This window comes from Chromobacterium haemolyticum (assembly GCF_009936155.1).
Lineage (GTDB): Bacteria > Pseudomonadota > Gammaproteobacteria > Burkholderiales > Chromobacteriaceae > Chromobacterium > Chromobacterium haemolyticum.
Genome location: NZ_AP019312.1, coordinates 5,172,954 through 5,194,164, shown reverse-complemented (window position 1 = coordinate 5,194,164; position 21,211 = coordinate 5,172,954). Strand labels below are relative to the sequence as shown.

Below are 21,211 nucleotides of genomic sequence, written 5' to 3'. Positions count from 1 at the left end.
GTGCCCGCCGTGTCGAGACCAGCAACGTATCGCAAACACTGAACAGCGGCTCAGCCGGCGGGCCGGCGCTCCGACGCATCCGCTTTCAACTGAGCGCCCGGGAACCCCTGCGTGCAGCTCGCCTTAACCGTCTGGTACAAAGCGGCGGCATCCTCGTCCGGCAAGACGTAGTCCAAGCGGCAGCGCTGCCTTGGCAGATACTCGACATACAATCCACCCTGCGCCATCGCCTGATCCAGGAACACCTCGCCCCCATTCCCGGTTATCGTGATGAAGCGCCCGGCCTCATCCACCACGCTCAGGCCGGATGCCAAGGCCTCGCCGTCCTCTGTCACGATCTGGATCAGTAAACGCTGGGTCTTGAGCACCGAGAAGTCCACCCGGCTGACCGAGCCATGCCCGGCGCGCACCACTTTCAAGCCATTCGCCACGTCCGCATTGCGCGGCAGGCTAGGCGTCTGCAACTCCACTCGGGTATCGGCGTAAGCGTTCAGATTGGCCAATACCGCGTGGCCATCGCCATCGCTCCATACCGGGCCGCTGGGTGTGCTGAACTTCACACCGGGCAAGCCGCCCACCGACAGCACCCCGACGCTGTCGCGCAGCGGATAGGGCGAGAAGGTCAGTCCGCGCTCATGCAGCAGCGCGCCGCCACGCAGGCTGGCGTTGTACGACTGGGCGCCCCCGCGCTGGCTCACGCCCAGGCCCAACTGGGCGTAACGCGGAATCCAGTGCAAATTGCCGCTGAAGCCGGTGCTGTTCTGGTCGGCGTCGCGATCCACCGCCACGCCGTAATTCAAGCTGTCGCTGACGATTTCGCGGTAGCTAGTCCCCAAGGTTTGGCTTTGGCCATAGCGTTGCAGATACGCGCTCAAGCTGGCGCGCTCCAGCGGCAGATCCACGTTCAAGTAAAACTGATTGCGATGCGCGCCCGCGCCCCGACTCAGATCTCGGCCCACGTTCAAAGAGACATTGGCGCCCCACATCCGCCGCGACCAGCCGCCGTTCAAGCGCTGCGAGGCGTCGCCGCCGTTATGCGAGCGGGTCGCGCCCAGGCTGAACGCGCCCATGAGTTCATGGTGGTAGGACAGGGACAGGCCGTACTGCGTCAGCGCGGTCGACGCCTCTTGTTGACGAGCCGCGTAATCCGACAGCGTGCGAAAGTGGACACTCTGCCGGCTCAGGTTCAGCGCGCCGGACAGGCGCTCGCCCCAGCTCGCGCTCAAGGACGCGCTGTATTGCGCGCCGCTCCGCCCCGCCTCGCCGTCGTGGGAAGCCACCGCGCGCATGCCGGCCACAAGCCCGGGGCTCAACAAATAAGACAAGGCTCCGCCGACGGAATGAAAGCGTTCGGACCACATGCCCCCCAAACTGAGATCCAGTTCCCGGCCCAGTCGCCAGCTGCGGCTGCCGGAGAACAACCAGGGCGTATCTCCACCCTGGCCGCTGAACTGACGCATTTTGCCCGCCGCCATATTGAAGCCCTCGACATCGCCGCCCGGGCTGGCAAAAAACGCCGCCGCCGGCACAGTGAAGGCGTGCTGGCCGCCATCACTTTCGGTAACGGTGACATTCAGGTCGAAGCCCGCCGACAGGATGGGCACATCATTCAGTTCGAAAGCGCCGGGCGGTACCAGCGTGCTGTACACCAAAGCACCGGCCTGCCTCACCTCCACCCGGGCCTCGCTCTGGGCGATGCCCCTGACCTGCGGCAGATTGCCGCGCGGCAGCAAGGCCCCTTGCGGCAGCCACTGCGCGCCGGAGAAGTTCACGCCGGCAAACAAGGGGTTGTTCAGCGATAACTCGCCCACTTGCAGGATAGCCTTGCTATTCACTAGGGTCTTCTGCGCATAGCTGTAGAGATACTGGAAACGATTGCTCGCCCCGTTGCGCGCGAAGCTTTGCCGGCTGCGCACCATCCAGTCCCGCCAGTTGAAGCCGATTTCGGTAAAACCTTGCAGATACTGCTGGCTCCGCCCGCCTCCGCTGCTGCGCATGGCCAACACCTCATAATTGAACAGGCCGGCCGTGCCGCCGCTATCGTGAGCGCCCAGTTGCTCCTGCTTGCGCCGCAAGGCGCCGCTGGGCACAAGGATGTCCACCCGTGCCAGCTCTGGCCGCAGCTTGACCACCGCCTGCGGATAAAAGGCCGTCAACTCCCGGCAGCCGGCCTCTGCCGGCGGTTGGCCGTCCGTGGGCAGCAAGCCGGCCGCCGTCAAGAATCCATCGTCGACGCACAGGCGGCCGCCCTCGTCTATGCTCACCTCGGCGCCGCCGCGACCGACGCCGTTGACGAATAAAGACACCCGATTCCTGCCCGGCGCAAAGCGCGCGCCCAGGCTGAAGTAATCCGCCACGCCGGGATCGATGCCGCTCGCCGTCAACACGCCCAGGTCAAACTGCACGCCCTCGCCGGACGCGTCGCGCGCCGCCGCTTCAACGGAAAACACCGGAGCCAGCCCGACCAACCACAGCAATAGCGGAATGGGCCGGAGCAGCCATTCAATTGAACACGTCATCTAGCAGGACCAAAGAATTTGGATGGATAGGGAAATCAGGGATAGAAGACCGTGACGGTGGCGTGGCCGTCGAAGTGTACCGGTTCGCGCGCGCTGAGCGCCTGCCGCCCCCTGAGCGCCGCGCCGACGCGCAGCTTGAACGCATGGGTGCTGGCCGGCTGCAGCGCCTGACGCTGCGGCGAGCCCAATGCATAGCCGTAACGCAGATTTAGCGGTTCGGCGCCGGCCGGCGACCAGCCTTCCTGCCGGTCGGCACTGCGCATCAGCGTTGCTGGACGCTCGTCTGTTCGGACCTCGATCGGACTCAGCCACCAATAGCCCAGCGCTTGCTTGCGGCTGTCCCGGCCCAGGCCCAGAGTCTGTTCCTCCTCCGCCGGCAGCGACGGCGATGCGGCCCCCGTCGTCTGAAGCCCGGCCATGACGGCGATGCCGGCGCGGCTGTCGCCGCGGTTGTCCCGTATGCTCAAACCCACCAGCGCCGGCTGATCGCACTGCACATGCAAGCTGATCTCCCGCTCGCCCAGCAGCGTCGCGCCTGGATTCAAGGCCGACCAGGGGATGAGGCCGTAATCGACCACGCCGTTATGGGAAAAACTGGGCGTGCAGCTGGGTGGCACCACTTCGGCCGTCACCGCGAACGGCGCGCTCACCGCCAGGGCCGGTGCGCACGGCAGCCCGGCCAGCATGGAAACGCACATCGCCGCGGCAATCACTTGGCTAATGTTCATGACCGGGCTTCACCGTTCAGTTCAAGGACGCCGTGAATGAGTCCACCGCATAGCCGTAACTGGTCGCCGGCCACAGCTTGACGTGAGTGCCGTCCAAGGGCGTCTGGCCGGCCGACGCCAGCTGCAAGCGCTCGCCGGGCAAGATATAGGCTTTGGGCAGCTCCAGCGCTTGCTTGCCAGGCTGTAACTCCACCTTGTGTGTGGACAGGCGCACCACGTAAGGACTGTCGTTTTTGACTTCCACCCGGCCGTCTTCCGCCAGGCTCCATCGCAACTTGGTCCATGGCTCTCTTTCACGTGGCAGCCCCTTGGGGCGGATCAGCACGGGCAGGTTCTGATTGAAGGTCATCTGAATGCGATGTCCCTTATCGGCGGACACTGCGGGAATCCCCTCGAAAGACGCCCGCATCAGCCGTTCCGTCCGCAGCGGCTGCGGCGATTTCAACAAAAAGCGAACCAGTTGTTTCTCCCCGCCTTCCACCCTGGAAATTGGCGGCGTCGCCAGCAATAGCTGCTCTGGGTCCTCGGGCAGGTTTTCCAACCGGACATACATCAGGCTAACGTGGGCGTCGGTATTCTTGACGTTGATCACGCCCTCGCCGTCGCCTTCCTCCACCACCACCAGCGAGGTTTCCGGCACCACGCCGGCGGACCAGGCCGCCGCGGGCAGCAGGGCCAGCGCCAAGGCGCCGGCCATAGCGCCGCCGCGGACCGCGACGGCGAACACATTCTGCGCATGCATCATATGAAACTCTTTTCCATCAAGGACGGCGTTTATTCACCGCGCCAAACCGTGTCAACCGGGCCGGCAAGCATGCCGCCGGCCCGTATTCAAGCTCGCTGACTCAAGACTTATTCAGCGCTGATTCGCTCAACAAAATCACTGGTAATAAATAGTGAAAGTACCCTTGCCATCCAGTTTGGTGTCATCCTTCACATTCAAGCGTCCCTTTATGTTCAATGCCGCTGCCACCACCATGGGGAATTCATGCACGACGGCTACCGCAGGGGTACTAGTCGTTCTTCCTTTAATGGCAAAAGTGGTGACATTGACGCCGCCGTAATGCGGGTCAAGTGGGGTGGTAGTCGTCTGTCCCCAAGAAATGCCATTATCAACTGAGTACAATAGTTTTCCGGTCTCGCCCACCTCCTCATTAGCTTTATTGGTCGCCTTCAGCTTGTCGAACTCCATGCTCAGCCACCATACGCCCAGCTTACCCATTGCCACATCGTTCCCCAAACCCATGGTTTGAGTATTAGCGGTAGCAACCGCATGGCTACCGTTAGGTTTAGTTGGCATAGGAATTTCGACTCCCAACACGGGCTTGCTCTCCGAGCGTGCATCGGTGATGCGAATGCCCAGAGCGGTCTCCTCCAGGCAGGTTACCGTCAGGCTGACTTTGCGATCCTCCAGCGTGGTAGCGGCGTTAGTGCCCAGTTCGGATACCTGAATATCGCCATAATCGATGACCGCACCGCCGCTCAAGGTCGGCGTGCACGAAGGCGGCACCAATTTGCCGGTAATCAGCAAATCCGCGCTATTTGCCAAAGCCAATTGCGATACCCCAGAAAACGCAACCCCCAACACCAAAAGCAAACTTTTATATTTCACAAAAAACCTCCACATGAAAAATTGGCAATATCCAGCCCACCTCAGGTGATGCTTTGTTATTGCAAAAGCTTGCTGTCACCAGCAGCAAGACCCGTGTCACTACGGCAGCAAGCTGTGCAGAGAATACATATCTAACAACAACCAGGCCTATAAGGATTTCCTTAAATCGATAACTTTATTGCCCAAATATCACTCTCCACTCGCTATTACCTATCTATCCCGTGCAAGTTAAGTAGTCTACTTATTCCGATCACTGAAATTTAATACAAATGACTTACATTAGACATCAAAAAAAACAATTGACATAATATTTCCATGAGACTTCTATTGATCACTAGAATCAACGTCAGAAGCAAACTACAGCATCTTCTTACCGGCCATACTCAACGAGTAAAACGCTGATACCTATTGCCACCAGCAGCCAAGTCGAAAAATAGAACAATTAATGCACCACAATCGCCATTTTATTTATTGTGAAATATATCGCTTTAAGATTGAACATCTTGTTTTAAGAAGCCCCTTATTCAAGCAACCGAAATGCCCTTCGATAATATCGGCTCGGGTTGACATATTTTTCTGCCATTGGTAGTGGAGCGTGGCGATTTGACAGGCTTTGTTACACAAATCAGTTAAAGGTTGGGCTATCAACAAACGGACTTATCCCGCACGTACCGTTTGCGGCGTACCTAGCACTGTGAAGCGATTCAGAATCGCTGCACAAATTTGAAGCTCGCCACCTGCCGGTCAAAGTCCCCCGACTTGACCCGGTCTGCCAGTAATTTGAAGCAGTGCATCCTCGTTTCAACCAAGTTGCGGCGATGGTAGCCACTCCACTTTTTACAGAGCATTCGCCCCAGATACTTCACTGAGCGCAGCGACTCATTGCGCGCCTGGTTACTTTGTGAATTCCCTTTCCAGAATTGGCCATTTCGTCGCGGGGGAATAATGGCAGCTCCGCGCTCCGCAATTACTGCGTGACATAGACGAGTGTCGTACACCTCATCCGTTGTCACCGTCACCAGTCCCTGTGCCGCCCGAATTTGCGATAGCAGCTCAGGTAGCGTCGTGGCCTCGCCGGTGAGATTGTCGGTCACTTTCATTACCCGGATTTCCAGCGTGTGTGCATCCATTCCCAGATGCAGCTTGCGCCATTGCCGGAGGTAGTCAGCACCATGCTTTTTCACCTTCCACTCACCTTCGCCCATCATCTTGATGCCGGTGCTATCCACCAGAAGATGCTGACAGCCCTGCTTTTTCCGTATCAGGATGCGCACCTGCAGCACGCCTCAGTAAGAGTGCGGGGTATTACACAGCATCCACAGTGACGACCTCGCTTAATCACGCAATTATTTATTCCATTAAGTAATTCCTTAATCTGCGGCCCAAGACCGGGTTTTAAGAAATGCCTTATTCAATTATTAAGAACAGCTACTGATAATGTGCCTGCCGATTGACGACTATGTCGGTCATTGGCGGCAGACTGTGGCAATTTCAGGCGACAGCCTGCCTAGCGGGCGGTGGTCAGGAAACATGGTCACGGCTGCGGTTCAACTTAATTAAGTGTGGAGTGTTTTATGAATAAACTGGCAATCATTGTTTCGCTGGCCTTGGGCGTGGGCATGGCCTCCCAGACGTTTGCCGCCAACCGCGGCGAGATCGTATTCAAGGGTAGCGTAGCCACCAGCACTTGCCTGATCGATGGTCAGGAAGACGGCTACAAAGTGGTAGACTTCAACAACCTGACGCCTGATCAAATCCCTACCGCCGGCAGCGCTGAAGTCCCGTTCAGCCTGACCGTTTCCGGCCAATCCGATGTGTGCAACGCCTCCCGCGTGCAGATCGCCTTCAACCCCAACAACCAGAACGTGAACAAAGAAACCGGCCGCCTGAAGCTGAGCGGACCGAGCGCAGCGTCCAACCTGGAAATCGAACTGTACAAAGGCTCCGGCGGCAGCGCGGTCAAGATTCCGCTGGGCTCCACCAATAGCGCGGACATGCCGATCGCCGACCTGGCGCCGGCCGTGCCAGGAGTGGGCGACCCCGTGGTGCCGCGCTCCGCCAACATCCCGCTGTCGGCCAAGCTCCAGCGCGTCAACTCCGGCACCGTGCCGGGCAGCGGCGCGGTATTCAGCCAGATCGACTATGTGCTGGCTTACCAATAATCGGCGCATTTATCTGACTGTCAGCTAGGGAGGAGCGGCCATGGCATGGATGGCGCGCAAGTATGCGGGAATGGCGGCTGTGTGTGCTGTGGCGGCTTTTTGCTGGACGAGCGTCGCGGAAGCGGCGCTCGTGATCCGGGGGACGCGGATTATTTATCCCGCGCAGGAACGGGAAGTGAGCATCCAGCTTGAGAACAAGGGCAAGGACCCGATCCTGGTTCAGTCCTGGCTGGATTTGGGCGACGCTACCGTCGCGCCCAGCGATATTCAAGTGCCCTTCACCCTATCGCCGCCGATTGTCCGCCTGGACGGCGACAAACGACAAGTGGTGCGCATGGTGTACAGCGGGGACGTTTTGCCGCCAGACCGCGAATCGGTGTTCTGGATCAACTTTCTGGAAGTTCCGCCCAAGGCGGCGGGGGACAACTACCTGCAATTTACCTACCGCACTCGGCTGAAAGTGTTTTTCCGGCCCCAGGCCTTGACGGGCGAGCCCGCGCTGGCGCCGAAAAAAATGCAATGGCGAGTGGTGACGGAAAACGGGCAGCGTTATCTGGAGGCCCGGAATCCCACGCCGTTCTTCGTCTCTCTGTTCCAGGCCAAGCTGGCCGCTGACGGCGCCAAACCGGTCGAGGTGGCGGTTGACATGGTGAAGCCTTTCTCCTCCGAGCGGTTTTTGATCAAGCGGCAAGCTCAGGCCTTCAAGACCGGGGCCTTGTTGCAATTTCAGGCCGTCAGCGACTTTGGCGGAACCATAGACGCGGAGGCACGGCTGCAATAAGTCCGACGCGCCCGTTCCCAAGATTTCCATCCCCAACCGCCGACAAGGGCTTGCCCCTGCCGCGGCGGCACAGCGCAATACGAGGCAATTCATGATCGGCTTGAGCGTAAGCGACAAAGCCCGGGCGCGTGCGCCCAAAACCAAGCCTCTGGCTTGGTGGGCAGTGGGTGTGTTTGGCGGCGTGCTGGCCGGCGCGGCGCCCGCCGTTGGCGCGTCCGGCAATACGGGTACGGCCGATTTGCCCGACTCCGCGGAAGCCCACGGCGCCGCGCTGACCGCTATCCGGCCGCCCGCAACCCCCGCCTCGGGCAATGCGCGAGGCCTGGTGTTCGACTCCGCCTATCTGTTTACCGGGGCGGGCGGGCCGCCGCTGGACCTCAGCCGTTTTGAACAGGAAGGAAAAACCCCGCCGGGGACCTACCGTCTGGAAATCAGCGTCAATGGCCGCTGGCAGGGCATGGAAGACATCGACTTCGCTGAAACGACATCCGGGACGGGGGCGCGCCCCTGCTTCCGCAGGGAGCAGTTGGAGCGGCTGGGCATCGATATGGACAAGGCCGCGCGAGGCCAAAGCGGGTCAGACGAGCTCAACCCCATGCCGGATGCCTTGTTCTGCGGCGATCTGGGGCAGTACGTTCCAGGCGCCAGCGTCAATGCCGACATGGCCGAGCAAAAACTGTCCTTGCAAGTGCCGGCCATCTTCGTGCATTTCGCCTCCGCCAGCACCTATGTTGGTCCGGAAAAATGGGAAAGCGGCGTCACCGCCGGCCTGCTCAACTACAACGCCAACCTGTACAGCAGCGAAAGCCTGGGCAAGCGCTCCAACAGCGGCTACCTGGGCCTCAACGGCGGCCTGAACCTGGGCGCGTGGCGGCTGCGTCACAACGGTGCCTTGTCTTGGGGGACAGGGCGCGCCGCCCGCTATCAAAGCGGCTCGGTCTATCTGCAAACCGATGTGCCGGCTTGGCGTTCGCAGCTGGTGCTGGGCGAAACCGCCAGCAACGGCGAGCTGTTCGACAGCCTGTCCTTCCGCGGCGTCCAGCTCAGCAGCGACGAACGCATGATGCCGGACACCCAGCGCAATTACGCGCCGGCGATTCACGGCACGGCCCGGACCAACGCCAAAGTCAGCGTAAGCCAGCGCGGCTATCTGATCTATGAAACCACCGTGGCGCCCGGCGCCTTCACCATCAGCGACCTGCAGGCCAGCGGCGAAGGCGGCGACCTGCTAGTCAAAGTCACCGAGGCCGACGGCCAGGAATACACCAGCGTGGTGCCTTATGCGGCGACGCCGCAGCTCTTGCGCGGCGGAGTCCAGCGTTACAGCCTGATCGCCGGCCAGGTCAAACAGCCAGGCCTGACAGACGACCCGCTGTTCGCCCAAGCCATTTACCAACGCGGCCTGGACGGCATGTGGACGGCTTACGCCGGCGCGGTGGCCTCCCAGGGGTACGCCTCGGGGCTGTTTGGCGTGGCGGCCAATACCAGCGTCGGCGCTTTCGCCGCTGACCTGACCCGAGCCGAAAGCCGCTTGTCCGGCGACCGCCGCATCCAGGGCAACAGCCTGCGGTTGTCGTACAGCAAGAAGCTGAGCCGCACCGGCACCAACTTCTCTCTGCTGGCCTATCGCTACTCCACCTCCGGCTATCTGAGCCTGATCGAGCGCATCGTCGCGGAAGATCAATACCAGCGCCGGCGGACGCTGGACGCGATCGTGCGCCAGCGTCACCGCTTCGACGTCAACATCAGCCAGCAACTGGGCGGCGGCTCCTTGTACGCCAATGGCTCCATGCAACAGTTTTGGGGCAGCGACAGCAAGGAGGTCAACTTCTCGGTGGGTTACGGCGGCAGCGTGGGCTCCGTCAGCTACACCCTCTCCGCCCAACGTTCGCGCAATCTGGCTCAAGGCCCGACCACCCAGGAACGCAGCCGGACCACCTATGCGCTCAATTTGAGCCTTCCCCTGGGCGACAGCCGGCGTTTGCCCACGCTCAGCGGATTCCTTTCCCATGACTCCGAAAGCGGCTTGCAAACCACCACCAGCCTGGCCGGCACGCTGGGCGACGACAACCGCGGCAGTTACTCCGTCTCCGCCAGCCATTCCGAACGCGGCGGCGGAGGCGGCAGCGCCGGCCTGGGGTATCAGCTGCCTTACACGCAGTTGAACGCCAGCGTCAGCGCGGGCCGAGGCTACAACCAGTATTCCGCCAGCGCCGCCGGCGCCCTGGTGGCGCACCCCGGCGGCGTGACCCTGGCGCAGACACTGGGGGAAACCCTGGCCGTGGTGCGAGTGCCGGACGCGGAAGGCGCCTTGGTCGGAGCCACCCGGGCCCGGGTGGACGCCCGCGGCTACGCCGTGGTGCCCAGCCTGACGCCTTATCACCTCAACACCATAGAAGTGAATCCCAAGGGCATGCCGCTGGACGTGGAGCTGAAACAGTCCGCCGGCAAAGGCCTGGCCCCGCGCGCGGGTTCCGTGGTGATGCTGTCCTACGCCACCGAAGTGGCGCGCGCCACCCTGATCGACAGCCGGATGCCGGACGACAAGCCGCTGCCCTTCGGCGCCGCCGCGCGCAACGTCCGGGGCGACAACGTCGGCGTGGTCGGACAAGGCGGCCGTCTCTTCGCCAAAGGCTTGGAGCCCAACGGCTGGCTCATCGTCGAATGGGGCGGCGCGCCGGAGCAGCAATGCCGCATCGACTATCAATTGCCGGAAAAACGCGCCGGTCGCCAACAACGCTACGACATGCTCGTCGCCCCCTGCCTGCCGCAGGCGCAGGCGGCGGCGCCCACACCTCAGCCTTCGCCATAACGATAAACCAATGAAGAACCGATCCCACCTCCCGTCCCGCGCGCCCATCTTGAACCGCCGCGCCCATAGCCTGCTGTTTGCGGCCGGCCTGGCCCTGGTTTGGAGCGCGCCCGGCCTGGCGCAACGGCCGGACGCCGGCCAGTCCTTGCGAGACATTGAGTCGGCGCGGCCGCAGTTGCTGCCTACCCCGGCGCCGCAGCTGGAGCTGACGCCGCCGGCCGCCGAATCCCCAGCCGCCGAGGACGCCGGCCCGCGCCTGCTGGTGACCGGTTTCCGCTTCAGCGGCAACAGCGTATTCGCTCAAGACACGCTGGCCCGGCAACTGCAAGCCTTGGCCGGTCAGGAACTCAGCCTGGCCGAACTACACGCAGCGGCCAACGGCATCACGCGCTTCTATCAGCAACATGGCTATCTGCTGGCCCAAGCCTATCTGCCGCCTCAGGACATCGAAGACGGCTGGGTGCGCATCGACATCCAGGAAGGCCGTTACGACCAGGTGACGCTGGACAACGCCTCCGCCGTGCGCAACGAGGTGTTGCAGGCGCCGCTGCGCCCTTTGGCGGGCCAGCTGGTGGAGCGCGACACGCTGGACAGCGCCCTGTTGCGCTTGAACGACCTGCCCGGCGTCAAAGTGCGCTCCACTCTGCGGCCCGGCAGCCAGGCCGGCAGCTCCGATCTGCTGGTGCAGGCCCTGCCTGGAGACCGGTTGAGCGGCGGTGTCGAACTCGACAACTACGGCAGCAAATACACCGGCGAATACCGGCTAGGCGGCAACCTCAACTTCAACAACCCTCTGGCGCTAGGCGATCAGCTCAGCCTGCGGGCAATGGGCAGCGACGGCCGCCAGCAATACCAGCGCCTGTCCTATCAACTGCCGGTCGGCCCCTGGCTGACGCGGGTGGGCGCCGCTTACTCCAATATGGAATACCGGCTGGGACGGGACTTCACCGATCTGGAAGCCCACGGCAACGCCCGCATCCAAAGCGGATTTCTCTCCCAGCCGCTGTGGCGCGGCCGGAACGCCAGCGTCTACGCCCAACTGATGTATGACGACAAGCGGCTCAAAGACGATATCGACGTGATTGACAGCCGCGGCGTCAAACGCGTGCGCCTATGGACCGCCATGCTCAGCGCCAACGGTCAGGACGGCTGGGGCGGCGGCGGCATCAGCCAGGCTTCGCTGGCCTACGGTTACGGCCAGCTCGGCATCGACGACCCGATAGCGCGGAGGGCCGACCGGCGGACCGCCGATACCCAAGGTCATTTCGGCAAGCTCAGCCTCAGCGCCGTCCGCCTGCAACGGCTCAGCCAACGCTTCAGCCTCTACGCCCAATTCAACGGCCAGTGGACGGACCGCAACCTGGATTCCTCGGAAAAAATCAGCTTGGGCGGCCCGTACGCGGTGCGCGCTTATCCGGCTGGCGACGCCAGCGGCGACCAAGGCTGGATAGGCAACCTGGAGCTGCGCTACGCCGCCTGGCCCGGCGTGGAAACCAGCTTGTTTTACGACTATGGCCTAACCCGCGCCAACAAGCGCGATTGGGGCGGTAGCAACCCCGTCCTGAGCCGCGCCGCGGCGGGGCTGGGCCTGAACTGGCTGCGCGACAGCCTGAGACTGAATGTGAGCGCGGCCTGGCGCGTCGGCAACGACGGCGGCCAGAACACGCGCAACCCCGCTATCTGGGCGCAGGCGACCTGGCAACTGTGACGTCGCCGCGCTGGATACCGCCTCCCTCACACGGGAGCCTGCATTTCGCTTATCAACAAGATGGAGTTGTCATGAATAAGAATTACGCTCTGATTTGGAATTCCCTGCGCCAGTGCTGGAGCGTTGGCAGCGAACTCAGCCGCGCTCGCGGCAAACCGGGCAGCGGCAGCCGCCTGCTGGCGCGCAGTCTGCCGGCCCTGGCCCTGCTGCTGACCGCTCACGTCCAGGCGGCCAACTTGCCGGACGGCGGCAACATCAAGGCCGGCAACGGCAACATCCTGGTGTTCGACAACGGCAAGCAAATGTCCATCAATCAATCCAGCGACAAACTGGCGATCGACTGGAACAGCTTCAATATCGGCAACGGCCATAAAGTCACCTTCAACCAGCCCAACAGCGCCTCCATCGCCCTCAACCGCGTGGTGGGCGTGGACGGCAGCAACATCATGGGGCAGTTAAACGCCAACGGCCGCGTGTTCCTGGTCAACCCCAACGGCGTGCTGTTCGGCAAAACCGCGCAAGTCAACGTGGGCGGCCTGGTCGCCTCCACTCAGGACCTCTCTGTTGAACGCTTCATGGCCGGCAACTACCGTTTTGAAGGCAACTCCGCGGCGGAAGTCTCCAACCAGGGCACCCTCATAGCCCAAAATGGCGGCGCCGTGGCGCTGCTAGGGGCGCGCGTCAGCAATACCGGCGTGATCCAGGCCAACCTGGGCAAAGTGGCCCTGGCCGGCGGCAAGGCCTTCACCTTGAACTTCGACGGCTCCGGCCTCGTGAACCTGCAAGTGGATGAAGCGGCGATCAACGCCGAAGTGCGCAACGGCAACCTGTTGCGCGCCGACGGCGGAGAGGTGCTGATGACCGCCCGCGCCAGCAACAACCTTCTGCGCGACGTCGTCAACAACACCGGCGTGATCGAAGCCCGCACCCTGCAAAACCGCGCCGGCAAGATCGTGCTGGACGCCGGCGACAATCAGCGCGTCAACGTGGCCGGCACGCTTAACGCCAGCGCTCAAGGCAGCTTCCTGGGCGACGGCGGCCAGATCGAAGTCAAAGGCAAGGCCGTGACCGTTGCGCTGGCCACCAACGTGACCACCGCGGCCAGCAACGGCCGCACCGGCACATGGAAAGTCAGCGCCGAGCAACTGGACCTCAGCCCCTCCGCCTCTACTCCGGTGTCCAGCGGCCTCTACAGCGACACCGTCTCGCGCAACCTGGCCAACACCAATATCGAGCTGGTCAGCACTCAGGGCGACCTCAACGCCAACGGCAAGATCAATTGGTCCAGCGGCAACAAACTGACGCTGCGCGCAGACCGGCAAAACGTCAACCTGAATGCCGATCTCAACGCCAGCGGCGCAGGCGCCGCGGCGGAGTTGACCGCCCAAAAGCAGGTCATGCTCAACGCCAACCTCAGCCTGAGCGGAGCCGGCGCCTCGCTGGCGCTCAACCACGAAGACACCACCGGCCAAGGCCGCGTGGTCGCCGCCGGCAAGCGCGTCACCCTGTCCGGCAAGGGCGCCGGCTTCGAATCCAACGGCAAGCGTTACACCGTGATCCAGGACGTGGCCCAACTACAAGCCGTCAACACCAATCTGAACGGCCTCTATGTGCTGGGCAACGCCATCGACGGCTACGGGCGCGTGTTCAACTCCATAGGCGGCAACGGCGGCGCGGCGTTCTCCGGCGTGTTCGACGGCCTGGGCAACAACATCACCCGCCTGAACATCCAGAACGCCGGCCCGGCGCTGGGCTTGTTCGCCAACAACGCCGGCGTCATCGGCAACGTCAACCTGATCAACAGCTCCGTAACCGGCTACGCCAACTACACCGGCCGCGTCGAAATCGGCAGCCTGGTGGGTCGCAACACCGGCACCGTCCACAACGCCACCAGCAACGCCACCGTCAACGCTTACGGCAGCCCGATGAACATCGTCGGCGGCCTGATCGGCGCCAATACCGGCAACGTGTCCCACTCCGCCTATACCGGCAGTGTCTACGGCAACGGCTACACCCAAGTGCTGGGCGGCCTGGTGGGTGAAAACCGCGGCATCATCCATGCCTCCCGCACCGATGCCCGCGTGTACGCCTACTACATGCCGCGCAATGAAATCGGCAGCGGCGGCGTGGGCGGCCTGGTGGGCCTCAACAACGGCGGCACAATCACCGGCTCCAGCGCCGCCGGGGCTATCGACGCCCGTGCCGGTGTCAATGTCGGCGGCCTGGTGGGCTACGCCAAAGGCGGCCTGATTAGCGGCTCCCAAGCCAGCAACAGCGTATACGCCACCTACGACAGCCGCATCGGCGGCCTGGTGGGCCACAACGAAGGCGGCCAGATCGAAGAGTCCAGCGCCAGCGGCAAGATCACCGGCGTGGGCAGCTCCGCCATTGGCGGCCTGGTGGGCCTCAACCAGCGCGGAGAATTGAAAAAAGTCAGCGCCACCGGCGCGGTGTACGATACCTCCGGCGCCAGCCTGGGCGGCCTGATCGGCACCAACAACGGCGGCAATATCCATACGGCGGCAGCGCACGGCGCGGTGACCGGCGGCCATAACAGCCGCGTGGGCGGCCTGATAGGCAGCAACAACAGCGGCAATGTCAGCTATGCGCGCGCCAGCGGCAAAGTCAGCGGCTGGACCAATAGCCAAGTAGGCGGCCTGGTGGGCTATAACGGCGGCAACCTGGAATCCGTGGACGCTTCCGGCGACGTTTCCGGCGGCAACACCAGCCGCGTCGGCGGCCTGGTGGGCGTCAACAGCAATAGCGAAAACGCCGGCCGCATCACCACCGCCCAAGCCACCGGCAATGTGCGCGGGGAATACCGCAGCATCGTCGGCGGCCTGGTAGGGCTCAATCAGAGCGAAATCCAGAGCTCCGTGGCCAGCGCCGCGGTCAGCGGCGGCGTGGAAAGCATCCTGGGCGGCCTGGTGGGCATGAACGAAGACGGCGGCACCGTCGACTACTCCACCGCCAGCAGCAAGGTCAACTTCGTCAATGGCTGGCGCCAGACCTATGGCGGCCTGGTGGGTTGGAACTACGGCCTGATGCGCGCCAATGAAGTGATGGGCAATGCGCTGCTGGTGCCGCTGTACGGCGTCAACCAGGGCACCATCTCGTCTTACTACTACTTCTAAGCCCCGCCCGGCCGTCGGTCTATCCGGCGGCCTGACCAGGCTGTAATCCGGTTCGCGCCGCCTCCGCTGGAGCGGCGCGGACCGTCATCGGTTCCCAAGGAAGGAAAAATGGCCCACGCAATCCGCTCCACTCCACAAGCGCGGCTTATCCGGCGCGCATGCGCGGCCTGCCTGACCGCCCTTTTGCTTAGCCATGGCGTCACAGCCCACGCGGCGGCGGCGGCGCGCAACTGCACTCTCGCCAACACCAAGCCCGGCCCCTGGGTTGACCTGAGCAGCAACACCATCACCATTACCGCCAACACCAAGCCCGGCACCGTGCTGGTCAAGCGCGGCATTGCCGTGCGCGGCGAATATCAAGGTCAGGTTGGCGGCCCGGACATCGTGCGCATCCACGGCGCCTGGACCCACGGCAACGGCGGCCAGCTTGGGCCACATGAAACCATTCCCACCAATATCGCCGGCATCGGTTTGCGCTGGAGCTACCAGGCAGGGAACGGGGAGCCCTCTCTGCCGTACGACCCCACTATAGAACGCGTGTTGACCTCGAAGCCCGCCGAACGCACGAATGGCGGAGCATCCGACACCCTAATCTTGCAGCTGTATCAGGAACTGATCTTGACCGGTCCCACGCCCGGCGGCACCGTGGGGAACGTGCCCGGCGCCGGCGCCTCCTTCTACATTGACGCCACCCGCAACGGCAATGTAACAAGAGACTGTCACCAGCAGGCCTCTTTTGGCGAGCTGTTGGACATCAACGTGTCCGTAGCCAACACCTGCGAACTGCAGACCGCCAACATCACCGTCCCAATGGGCCAGTACACCCCGGCGGACTTCCCCGCCTTGGGCCAGCCATCCACCCAAGCGCCCCAGCAATTCTCGCTGCAGCTCAGCAAATGCGCGGCGCAAGCCCGGCCCAAGATTCAATTCAGCGACGCCAACCAGCCCGGCAATATCAGCCGGCTACTCAGCATCAACGCCAACCCCGAAGGAGGCGTCGCCGCGGCCCAAGGCCTGGGGCTGCAACTGAGCCGGCGTCTGGCCGGCGCGGAAAGCGACATCATCACGTTTGGGCCGGAAAACGATGCCGGCACGCCCAGCTTCGACATGGATTCACCCCTGGACGGAATGGTCAGCATGCCGCTGTTCGCCCACTATGTGCGCACCGGCAATGTCACCGCCGGCCACGCCAATGCCAAGGCCGTCTTCATCATCACCTACCCCTGAGCCCGCCCCATGGAGCACGGAACAGCCAGTCAGCGCCGTCCTCGCGGACGGCGGGCTCAAGCCAACGACTCGGCCAGCGCCGGGTAGTCTGTCAGCCCATGCGCGCCGCCGCCAAACAAGGTTGCGCGGTCATGCGTCGCCAACGGCGCGCCGGTGCGCAAGCGCTCAGGCAGATCCGGGTTGGCGACGAAGGGCCGGCCGAAGGCGATCAGATCGGCCCAGCCGGCGGCAATCGCCTCGCGCGCCCGCTCCGCGGTGTACTTGCCCGCGTAGATCAGCACGCCGGGAAAAGCCGCGCGCAGCTCTTGCTTGAAAGCCAGCGGCATCAGCGGCGCGTCGTCCCAGTCCGCTTCCGCGATATGCAGATAGCCGACGCCCAACTCGCCCAGCAGCTTGGCCGCGGCTAAGTAGGTAGTTTCCGGATCGTCGTCGACGCAGCCGTTCAAGGTGGTCAGCGGCGCCAGGCGTACGCCGACGCGCGACGCGTCGCCGCTGCCGTCTATCAAGGCCCGAGCGACTTCACCGAGAAAACGCAGGCGCTTCGGCAACGAGCCGCCGTATTCGTCGGTGCGGGTATTGGCGTTCGAATCGATGAACTGATTCACCAGATAGCCGTTGGCGCCGTGCAGTTCCACGCCGTCAAAACCCGCCGCCATCGCGTTGCGGGCGGCGGCGCGATATTGCTCCACCACCTCGCCAATCTCGGCCACGCTCAAGGCGCGCGGCGCCGAGGCCTGGACGAAGCCCGGCGTGCGGCCGTCTTCGCCGGCGATGAACACCTTGACCCCGACGGCCTGAATCGCCGACGACGACACCGGCTGCTCGCCGCCAAGCAAGCTGCTGTGGCTGAGCCGGCCAACATGCCAAAGCTGAGCGAAAATGCGGCCGCCGGCGGCGTGCACCGCCTCGGTCGTCTTGCGCCATCCAGCCACTTGCGCCGGCGTATGGATGCCGGGTGTCCACGCATAGCCCTTGGCCAGCGGCGCGATATGGGTGCCCTCGCCCACGATCAGGCCGGCGCCGGCGCGCTGGGCGTAATATGCGGCCATCAGCTCATTGGCCTCGTCGCCTGGCTGGCTGGCGCGCGAACGCGTCATCGGCGGCATCACGATGCGGTTGGGCAGAGTCAGCGCGCCAAGCCGCAGTGTTTGAAACAAAGGATCATGGTTCATGCGGTATCTCCGGTTTCCGTCGCTGCCTGCCGGCCGCGGCGGCATTGATTCAAATGCGACGCGGCGCGCTCAGTCCCACTGCGGCGCCAGGCCGTCAGGGTTCACTTCGCGGCCATTGCGTTCCAGCGCCGCGATCCGCGCCATGTCCTCGTCGCTCAGGCGCAGGGTCTGCGCCAGCAGGTTGCTGGCCAGGTTCTCTCGCTTGGTGGACGACGGAATCACCGAATAACCCCGTTGCAGCGCCCATGCCAGCGCCACTTGGGCCGGCGTGGCCTGGCGGCGCTGCGCGATGGCGGCGATGACCGGATCGGCCAGCACCTTGCCGTAGGCGAGCGTCATGTAGGACGTGACGTGAATGCCTTGGCCCTGCAGGAAATCCACCAGCTTGCGGTTTTGCAGATAGGGGCTCAACTCGATCTGGTTGGTCGCGACCTCCTCCTTGCCCACCACGGCGATCGCCTGACGGGTCAGCTCGATATTGAAGTTGGACACGCCGATCCGGCGGGTCAGGCCCCTGGCCTTGGCCTCGGCCAGCGCGGTCATGAACTCCTCGACCGACACGCCGTTGCCCGGCGCCGGCCAGTGGATCAGCGTCAGGTCGACATAATCGGTGCGCAGTTTGGCCAGACTCTCCTCCAGGCTGGGCAACAGCTTGTCCTTGGCGTAGTAGTCGACCCAGATCTTGGTGGTCAAAAACAGCTCGTCGCGGCGCACGCCGGAAGCAGCGATCGCGGCGCCGACTTCCGCCTCGTTACCGTAAATCTGCGCGGTGTCTATGGCGCGGTAGCCTAACTCCAAGCCATTGCTAACCGAGTCGATGACAAGCTGATCTTGCAAGCGGAACGTGCCGAGGCCAAAAGCGGGAATGGTGTTCATGATGCGTTCTCCATAAAAAAGTAGTGGGCGACTAAGTCGATGGCAGGGTTGTGCCCATCCCGACCCATGCGAAAAACAGCAATAAGCGCTTGCCGGCAAAGCAGCGGAGCAGGTGTCGTCATGCGGGCGGCGGGCAACGCTCAATACGCCGGTTCAGCGGCTTCGGCGGTGCGCGCGGGCAGGCCGTCGCGCTGGTCCAGCGCGCCGCTCCAAGCGGTCAGCGCGAAAGCGCCCAGCGTCACAGCCGCCGCAATCCACGGCGTATGAGCCAGGCCGATGCGTTCCACAATCAGCCCGCCCAGCGAGGAACCGCCGGCAACGCCGAGATTAAAGGCGGCGATATTGAAGCCCGACGCGATGTCCGCGGCCTCCGGCGCGAAATGCCGCGCCTGCTTGACGACGTAGACTTGCAGGCCGGGCACATTGCCGAAGGCGACGGCGCCCCAGGCCAGCATCGTCAGCACCGCCAACCCGGCGAAGTGAACGGTGAAGGTCAAGGCCAGCAACACCAGCGCCAGCAGCAGGAAGATCCGCTTCAACGCCTTGACCGGACCGGCGCGGTCCGCCAGCTTGCCGCCCCAGACATTGCCGAAGGCGACCGATACGCCGTAGCCAACCAGCACCAAGCTGATCTGAGCCGGGGTGAAGCCGGCAATCTGCTCCAGCAGCGGCGCCATATAGGTGAAGGCGATCAGCGAGCCGCCGTAGCCCACCGCCGTCATTGCGTAGACCAACAACAGCCGCGGCTGGGTCAGCACGCGCAACTGCCGCGCCAGCGGCGCCGGCTCCATCTGCGCGAGACGGCGCGGCATGAAGATCAGGGAGCCAACCAAGGCGACGAGGCCGAACAGCGCGACGACCAGGAAAGTAGCCCGCCAGCCAAAGTGTTGGCCGATGAAGGTGCCGAGCGGGATGCCGGCGACAAAGGCCACGGTCATGCCGCTGAACATGGTTGCAATCGCGCTGGCGGCCTTGTCCTTGGGCACCAGCGTGGTGGCGATGACGGAGCCGACCGAGAAGAACACACCGTGGGCGAGGCCGGTGAGAATGCGCGCGACGATCAGCGACTCATAGCCGGGCGAGCGCCAGGCGACCAGATTGCCAACGGTAAACAACGCCATCAGCGCGGCCAACAGCGTCTTGCGCGGCATGCGGCCGGTCAGCGCGGTCAACAGCGGCGCGCCGATGGCGACGCTGAGCGCGTAGAGACTGACCAGCAAGCCGGCGGAGGGCAGGGTCACCTGGAGATTGGACGCAATGGACGGGATCAGCCCGACAATGACGAATTCGGTCGTCCCGATAGCGAAGGCGCTAATGGTCAGCGCGAGTAGAGCAAGTGGCATGTTTGAATCCATGGTCCTTAAGGAATGGATGCAGTGTGCCCGCTTTACTTTTGCGCAAAAACCAGCTTATAAACGAAATTATCTTGAATTAAATTCAACAATGAAAGTCACGCTAGACGAACTTCAGGCCTTCGTCGCCGTGGTCGACACCGGCTCCATCACCGCCGCGGCCCAGCAACTGGAGCTCACCGTATCGGCCACCAGCCGCTCGCTGGCGCGGCTGGAAGATAAGCTGAAGACCACGCTGCTGCGCCGGACCACGCGCCGCCTGGAACTGACCGAGGAAGGCCGCGCCTTCCTGCACAATGCCCGCGCCATCATCGAATCGGTGGACAACGCCGAGGAGCAAATGCTGGCGCGGCGCGAACAGCCGTCCGGGCGGCTGCGGGTCGACGCCGCCACCCCCTTCATGCTGCACGTGATCGTGCCGCTGGTCCGCGCCTACCGCGAGCGCTACCCGCAGGTGGAGCTGGAATTGAACAGCAATGAAGGCATCATCGACCTGCTGGAGCGCCGCACCGACGTGGCGATCCGCATCGGCCGGCTGAAGGACTCGACGCTGCACAGCCGCCTGATCGGCCATAGCCGGCTGCGCATTCTCGCCAGCCCGGCTTATCTGGAAGCCCACGGTCAGCCGCACGATGTCCAAGCGCTGAGCCGGCACGCGCTGCTGGGCTTCAATCAACCCGAAACGCTGAACAGCTGGCCGCTGCTCGGCGCCGACGGCGAGGCCTACCGGATTGAACCGGCGGTGCGGACCTCCAGCGGAGAGACGCTGCGTCAGCTTGCGCTGAACGGCGCCGGCATCGTCTGCCTGTCGGATTTCATGACCGAGCAAGACCGCGAATCCGGCCGTCTGGTCCAAATCCTCATACCGGACACCCTGGACATGCGCCAGCCGGTCCAGGCCGTCTATTACCGCAACACCGCGGTGTCGTCGCGGATCGCCTCCTTCATCGACCACCTGATCCAGTCGCTCAACAGCAAGACGCCCGCAGAGCGGGCGAGGCGATGGGCCGATAAATAACTCCCGCTCAAGAGACTTTAGCGCAGCTGAAGCGGTTCAAAGCGTGACGACGGCGGAACGGATACGGCGAGCAAGATGAAAGCGGAGGATAAGCAGGCAGTTTGGCCAAG

The 21,211-nt window shown here is 63.3% G+C and carries 14 protein-coding genes and 1 pseudogene; 7 read left to right on the top strand and 8 right to left on the bottom strand.

Annotated elements, in window-relative coordinates:
* Positions 1-50: 50 nt before the first annotated feature.
* The 5 genes and pseudogenes from GYH29_RS24060 to GYH29_RS24040 all read right to left on the bottom strand — a co-directional run.
* Positions 51-2,519 carry a fimbria/pilus outer membrane usher protein gene (locus tag GYH29_RS24060; protein ID WP_161524510.1) on the bottom strand — a complete coding sequence of 823 codons (2,469 nt, stop codon included), beginning with the start codon at positions 2,517-2,519 and terminating at the stop codon, positions 51-53.
* Between the two features lie 35 nt (positions 2,520-2,554).
* A complete protein-coding gene (locus GYH29_RS24055; RefSeq protein ID WP_161524509.1) occupies positions 2,555-3,247 on the bottom strand; it encodes a DUF1120 domain-containing protein in 693 nt (230 codons plus the stop codon).
* A 16-nt stretch (positions 3,248-3,263) separates the two neighbouring features.
* Positions 3,264-3,992 (bottom strand): fimbria/pilus chaperone family protein, encoded by a 729-nt coding sequence (locus GYH29_RS24050; RefSeq protein ID WP_198001620.1) that lies wholly within the window; start codon positions 3,990-3,992, stop codon positions 3,264-3,266.
* A 135-nt stretch (positions 3,993-4,127) separates the two neighbouring features.
* Complete coding sequence (locus GYH29_RS24045) at positions 4,128-4,859, bottom strand: DUF1120 domain-containing protein (RefSeq protein WP_161524508.1); 732 nt, start codon at positions 4,857-4,859, stop codon at positions 4,128-4,130.
* A 657-nt stretch (positions 4,860-5,516) separates the two neighbouring features.
* Positions 5,517-6,100, bottom strand: a pseudogene (locus GYH29_RS24040) (IS5 family transposase); the annotation flags it as partial.
* Positions 6,101-6,433: 333 nt separating this feature from the next.
* On the opposite strand from GYH29_RS24040, the gene GYH29_RS24035 reads away from it, so the two are divergent.
* The 6 genes from GYH29_RS24035 to GYH29_RS24010 all read left to right on the top strand — a co-directional run bounded on the left by GYH29_RS24035 (position 6,434) and on the right by GYH29_RS24010 (position 16,683).
* Positions 6,434-7,021 (top strand): fimbrial protein, encoded by a 588-nt coding sequence (locus GYH29_RS24035; RefSeq protein ID WP_081576238.1) that lies wholly within the window; start codon positions 6,434-6,436, stop codon positions 7,019-7,021.
* Between the two features lie 40 nt (positions 7,022-7,061).
* On the top strand, positions 7,062-7,802 hold the full coding sequence (locus tag GYH29_RS24030) for a fimbria/pilus periplasmic chaperone (protein WP_081576239.1): 741 nt from the start codon (positions 7,062-7,064) through the stop codon (positions 7,800-7,802).
* A 91-nt stretch (positions 7,803-7,893) separates the two neighbouring features.
* Positions 7,894-10,614 carry a fimbria/pilus outer membrane usher protein gene (locus tag GYH29_RS24025; RefSeq protein WP_052052214.1) on the top strand — a complete coding sequence of 907 codons (2,721 nt, stop codon included), beginning with the start codon at positions 7,894-7,896 and terminating at the stop codon, positions 10,612-10,614.
* Between the two features lie 10 nt (positions 10,615-10,624).
* Entirely contained in the window at positions 10,625-12,322 is a 1,698-nt protein-coding gene (locus tag GYH29_RS24020; RefSeq protein ID WP_161524505.1) for a ShlB/FhaC/HecB family hemolysin secretion/activation protein, read from the top strand.
* Positions 12,323-12,393: 71 nt separating this feature from the next.
* On the top strand, positions 12,394-15,456 hold the full coding sequence (locus tag GYH29_RS24015) for a two-partner secretion domain-containing protein (protein WP_161524504.1): 3,063 nt from the start codon (positions 12,394-12,396) through the stop codon (positions 15,454-15,456).
* Between the two features lie 108 nt (positions 15,457-15,564).
* Positions 15,565-16,683, top strand: coding sequence for a fimbrial protein (locus GYH29_RS24010; RefSeq protein WP_043593359.1), 1,119 nt, complete (start codon positions 15,565-15,567; stop codon positions 16,681-16,683).
* Between the two features lie 56 nt (positions 16,684-16,739).
* Here GYH29_RS24010 and GYH29_RS24005 read toward each other — a convergent pair whose 3' ends face one another.
* From GYH29_RS24005 to GYH29_RS23995, 3 genes are all read right to left on the bottom strand, one after another.
* Entirely contained in the window at positions 16,740-17,855 is a 1,116-nt protein-coding gene (locus tag GYH29_RS24005) for an alkene reductase (protein ID WP_019103802.1), read from the bottom strand.
* 69 nt (positions 17,856-17,924) lie between these two features.
* Positions 17,925-18,731, bottom strand: a complete 807-nt coding sequence (gene dkgB / locus GYH29_RS24000) for a 2,5-didehydrogluconate reductase DkgB (RefSeq protein ID WP_043593364.1) — start codon at positions 18,729-18,731, stop codon at positions 17,925-17,927.
* A 140-nt stretch (positions 18,732-18,871) separates the two neighbouring features.
* A complete protein-coding gene (locus GYH29_RS23995; protein WP_043593366.1) occupies positions 18,872-20,074 on the bottom strand; it encodes an MFS transporter in 1,203 nt (400 codons plus the stop codon).
* Positions 20,075-20,174: 100 nt separating this feature from the next.
* Here GYH29_RS23995 and GYH29_RS23990 point away from each other — a divergent pair, with 100 nt between their 5' ends.
* Positions 20,175-21,101, top strand: a complete 927-nt coding sequence (locus tag GYH29_RS23990) for a LysR family transcriptional regulator (protein WP_043593368.1) — start codon at positions 20,175-20,177, stop codon at positions 21,099-21,101.
* The last annotated feature ends 110 nt before the right edge of the window (positions 21,102-21,211 follow it).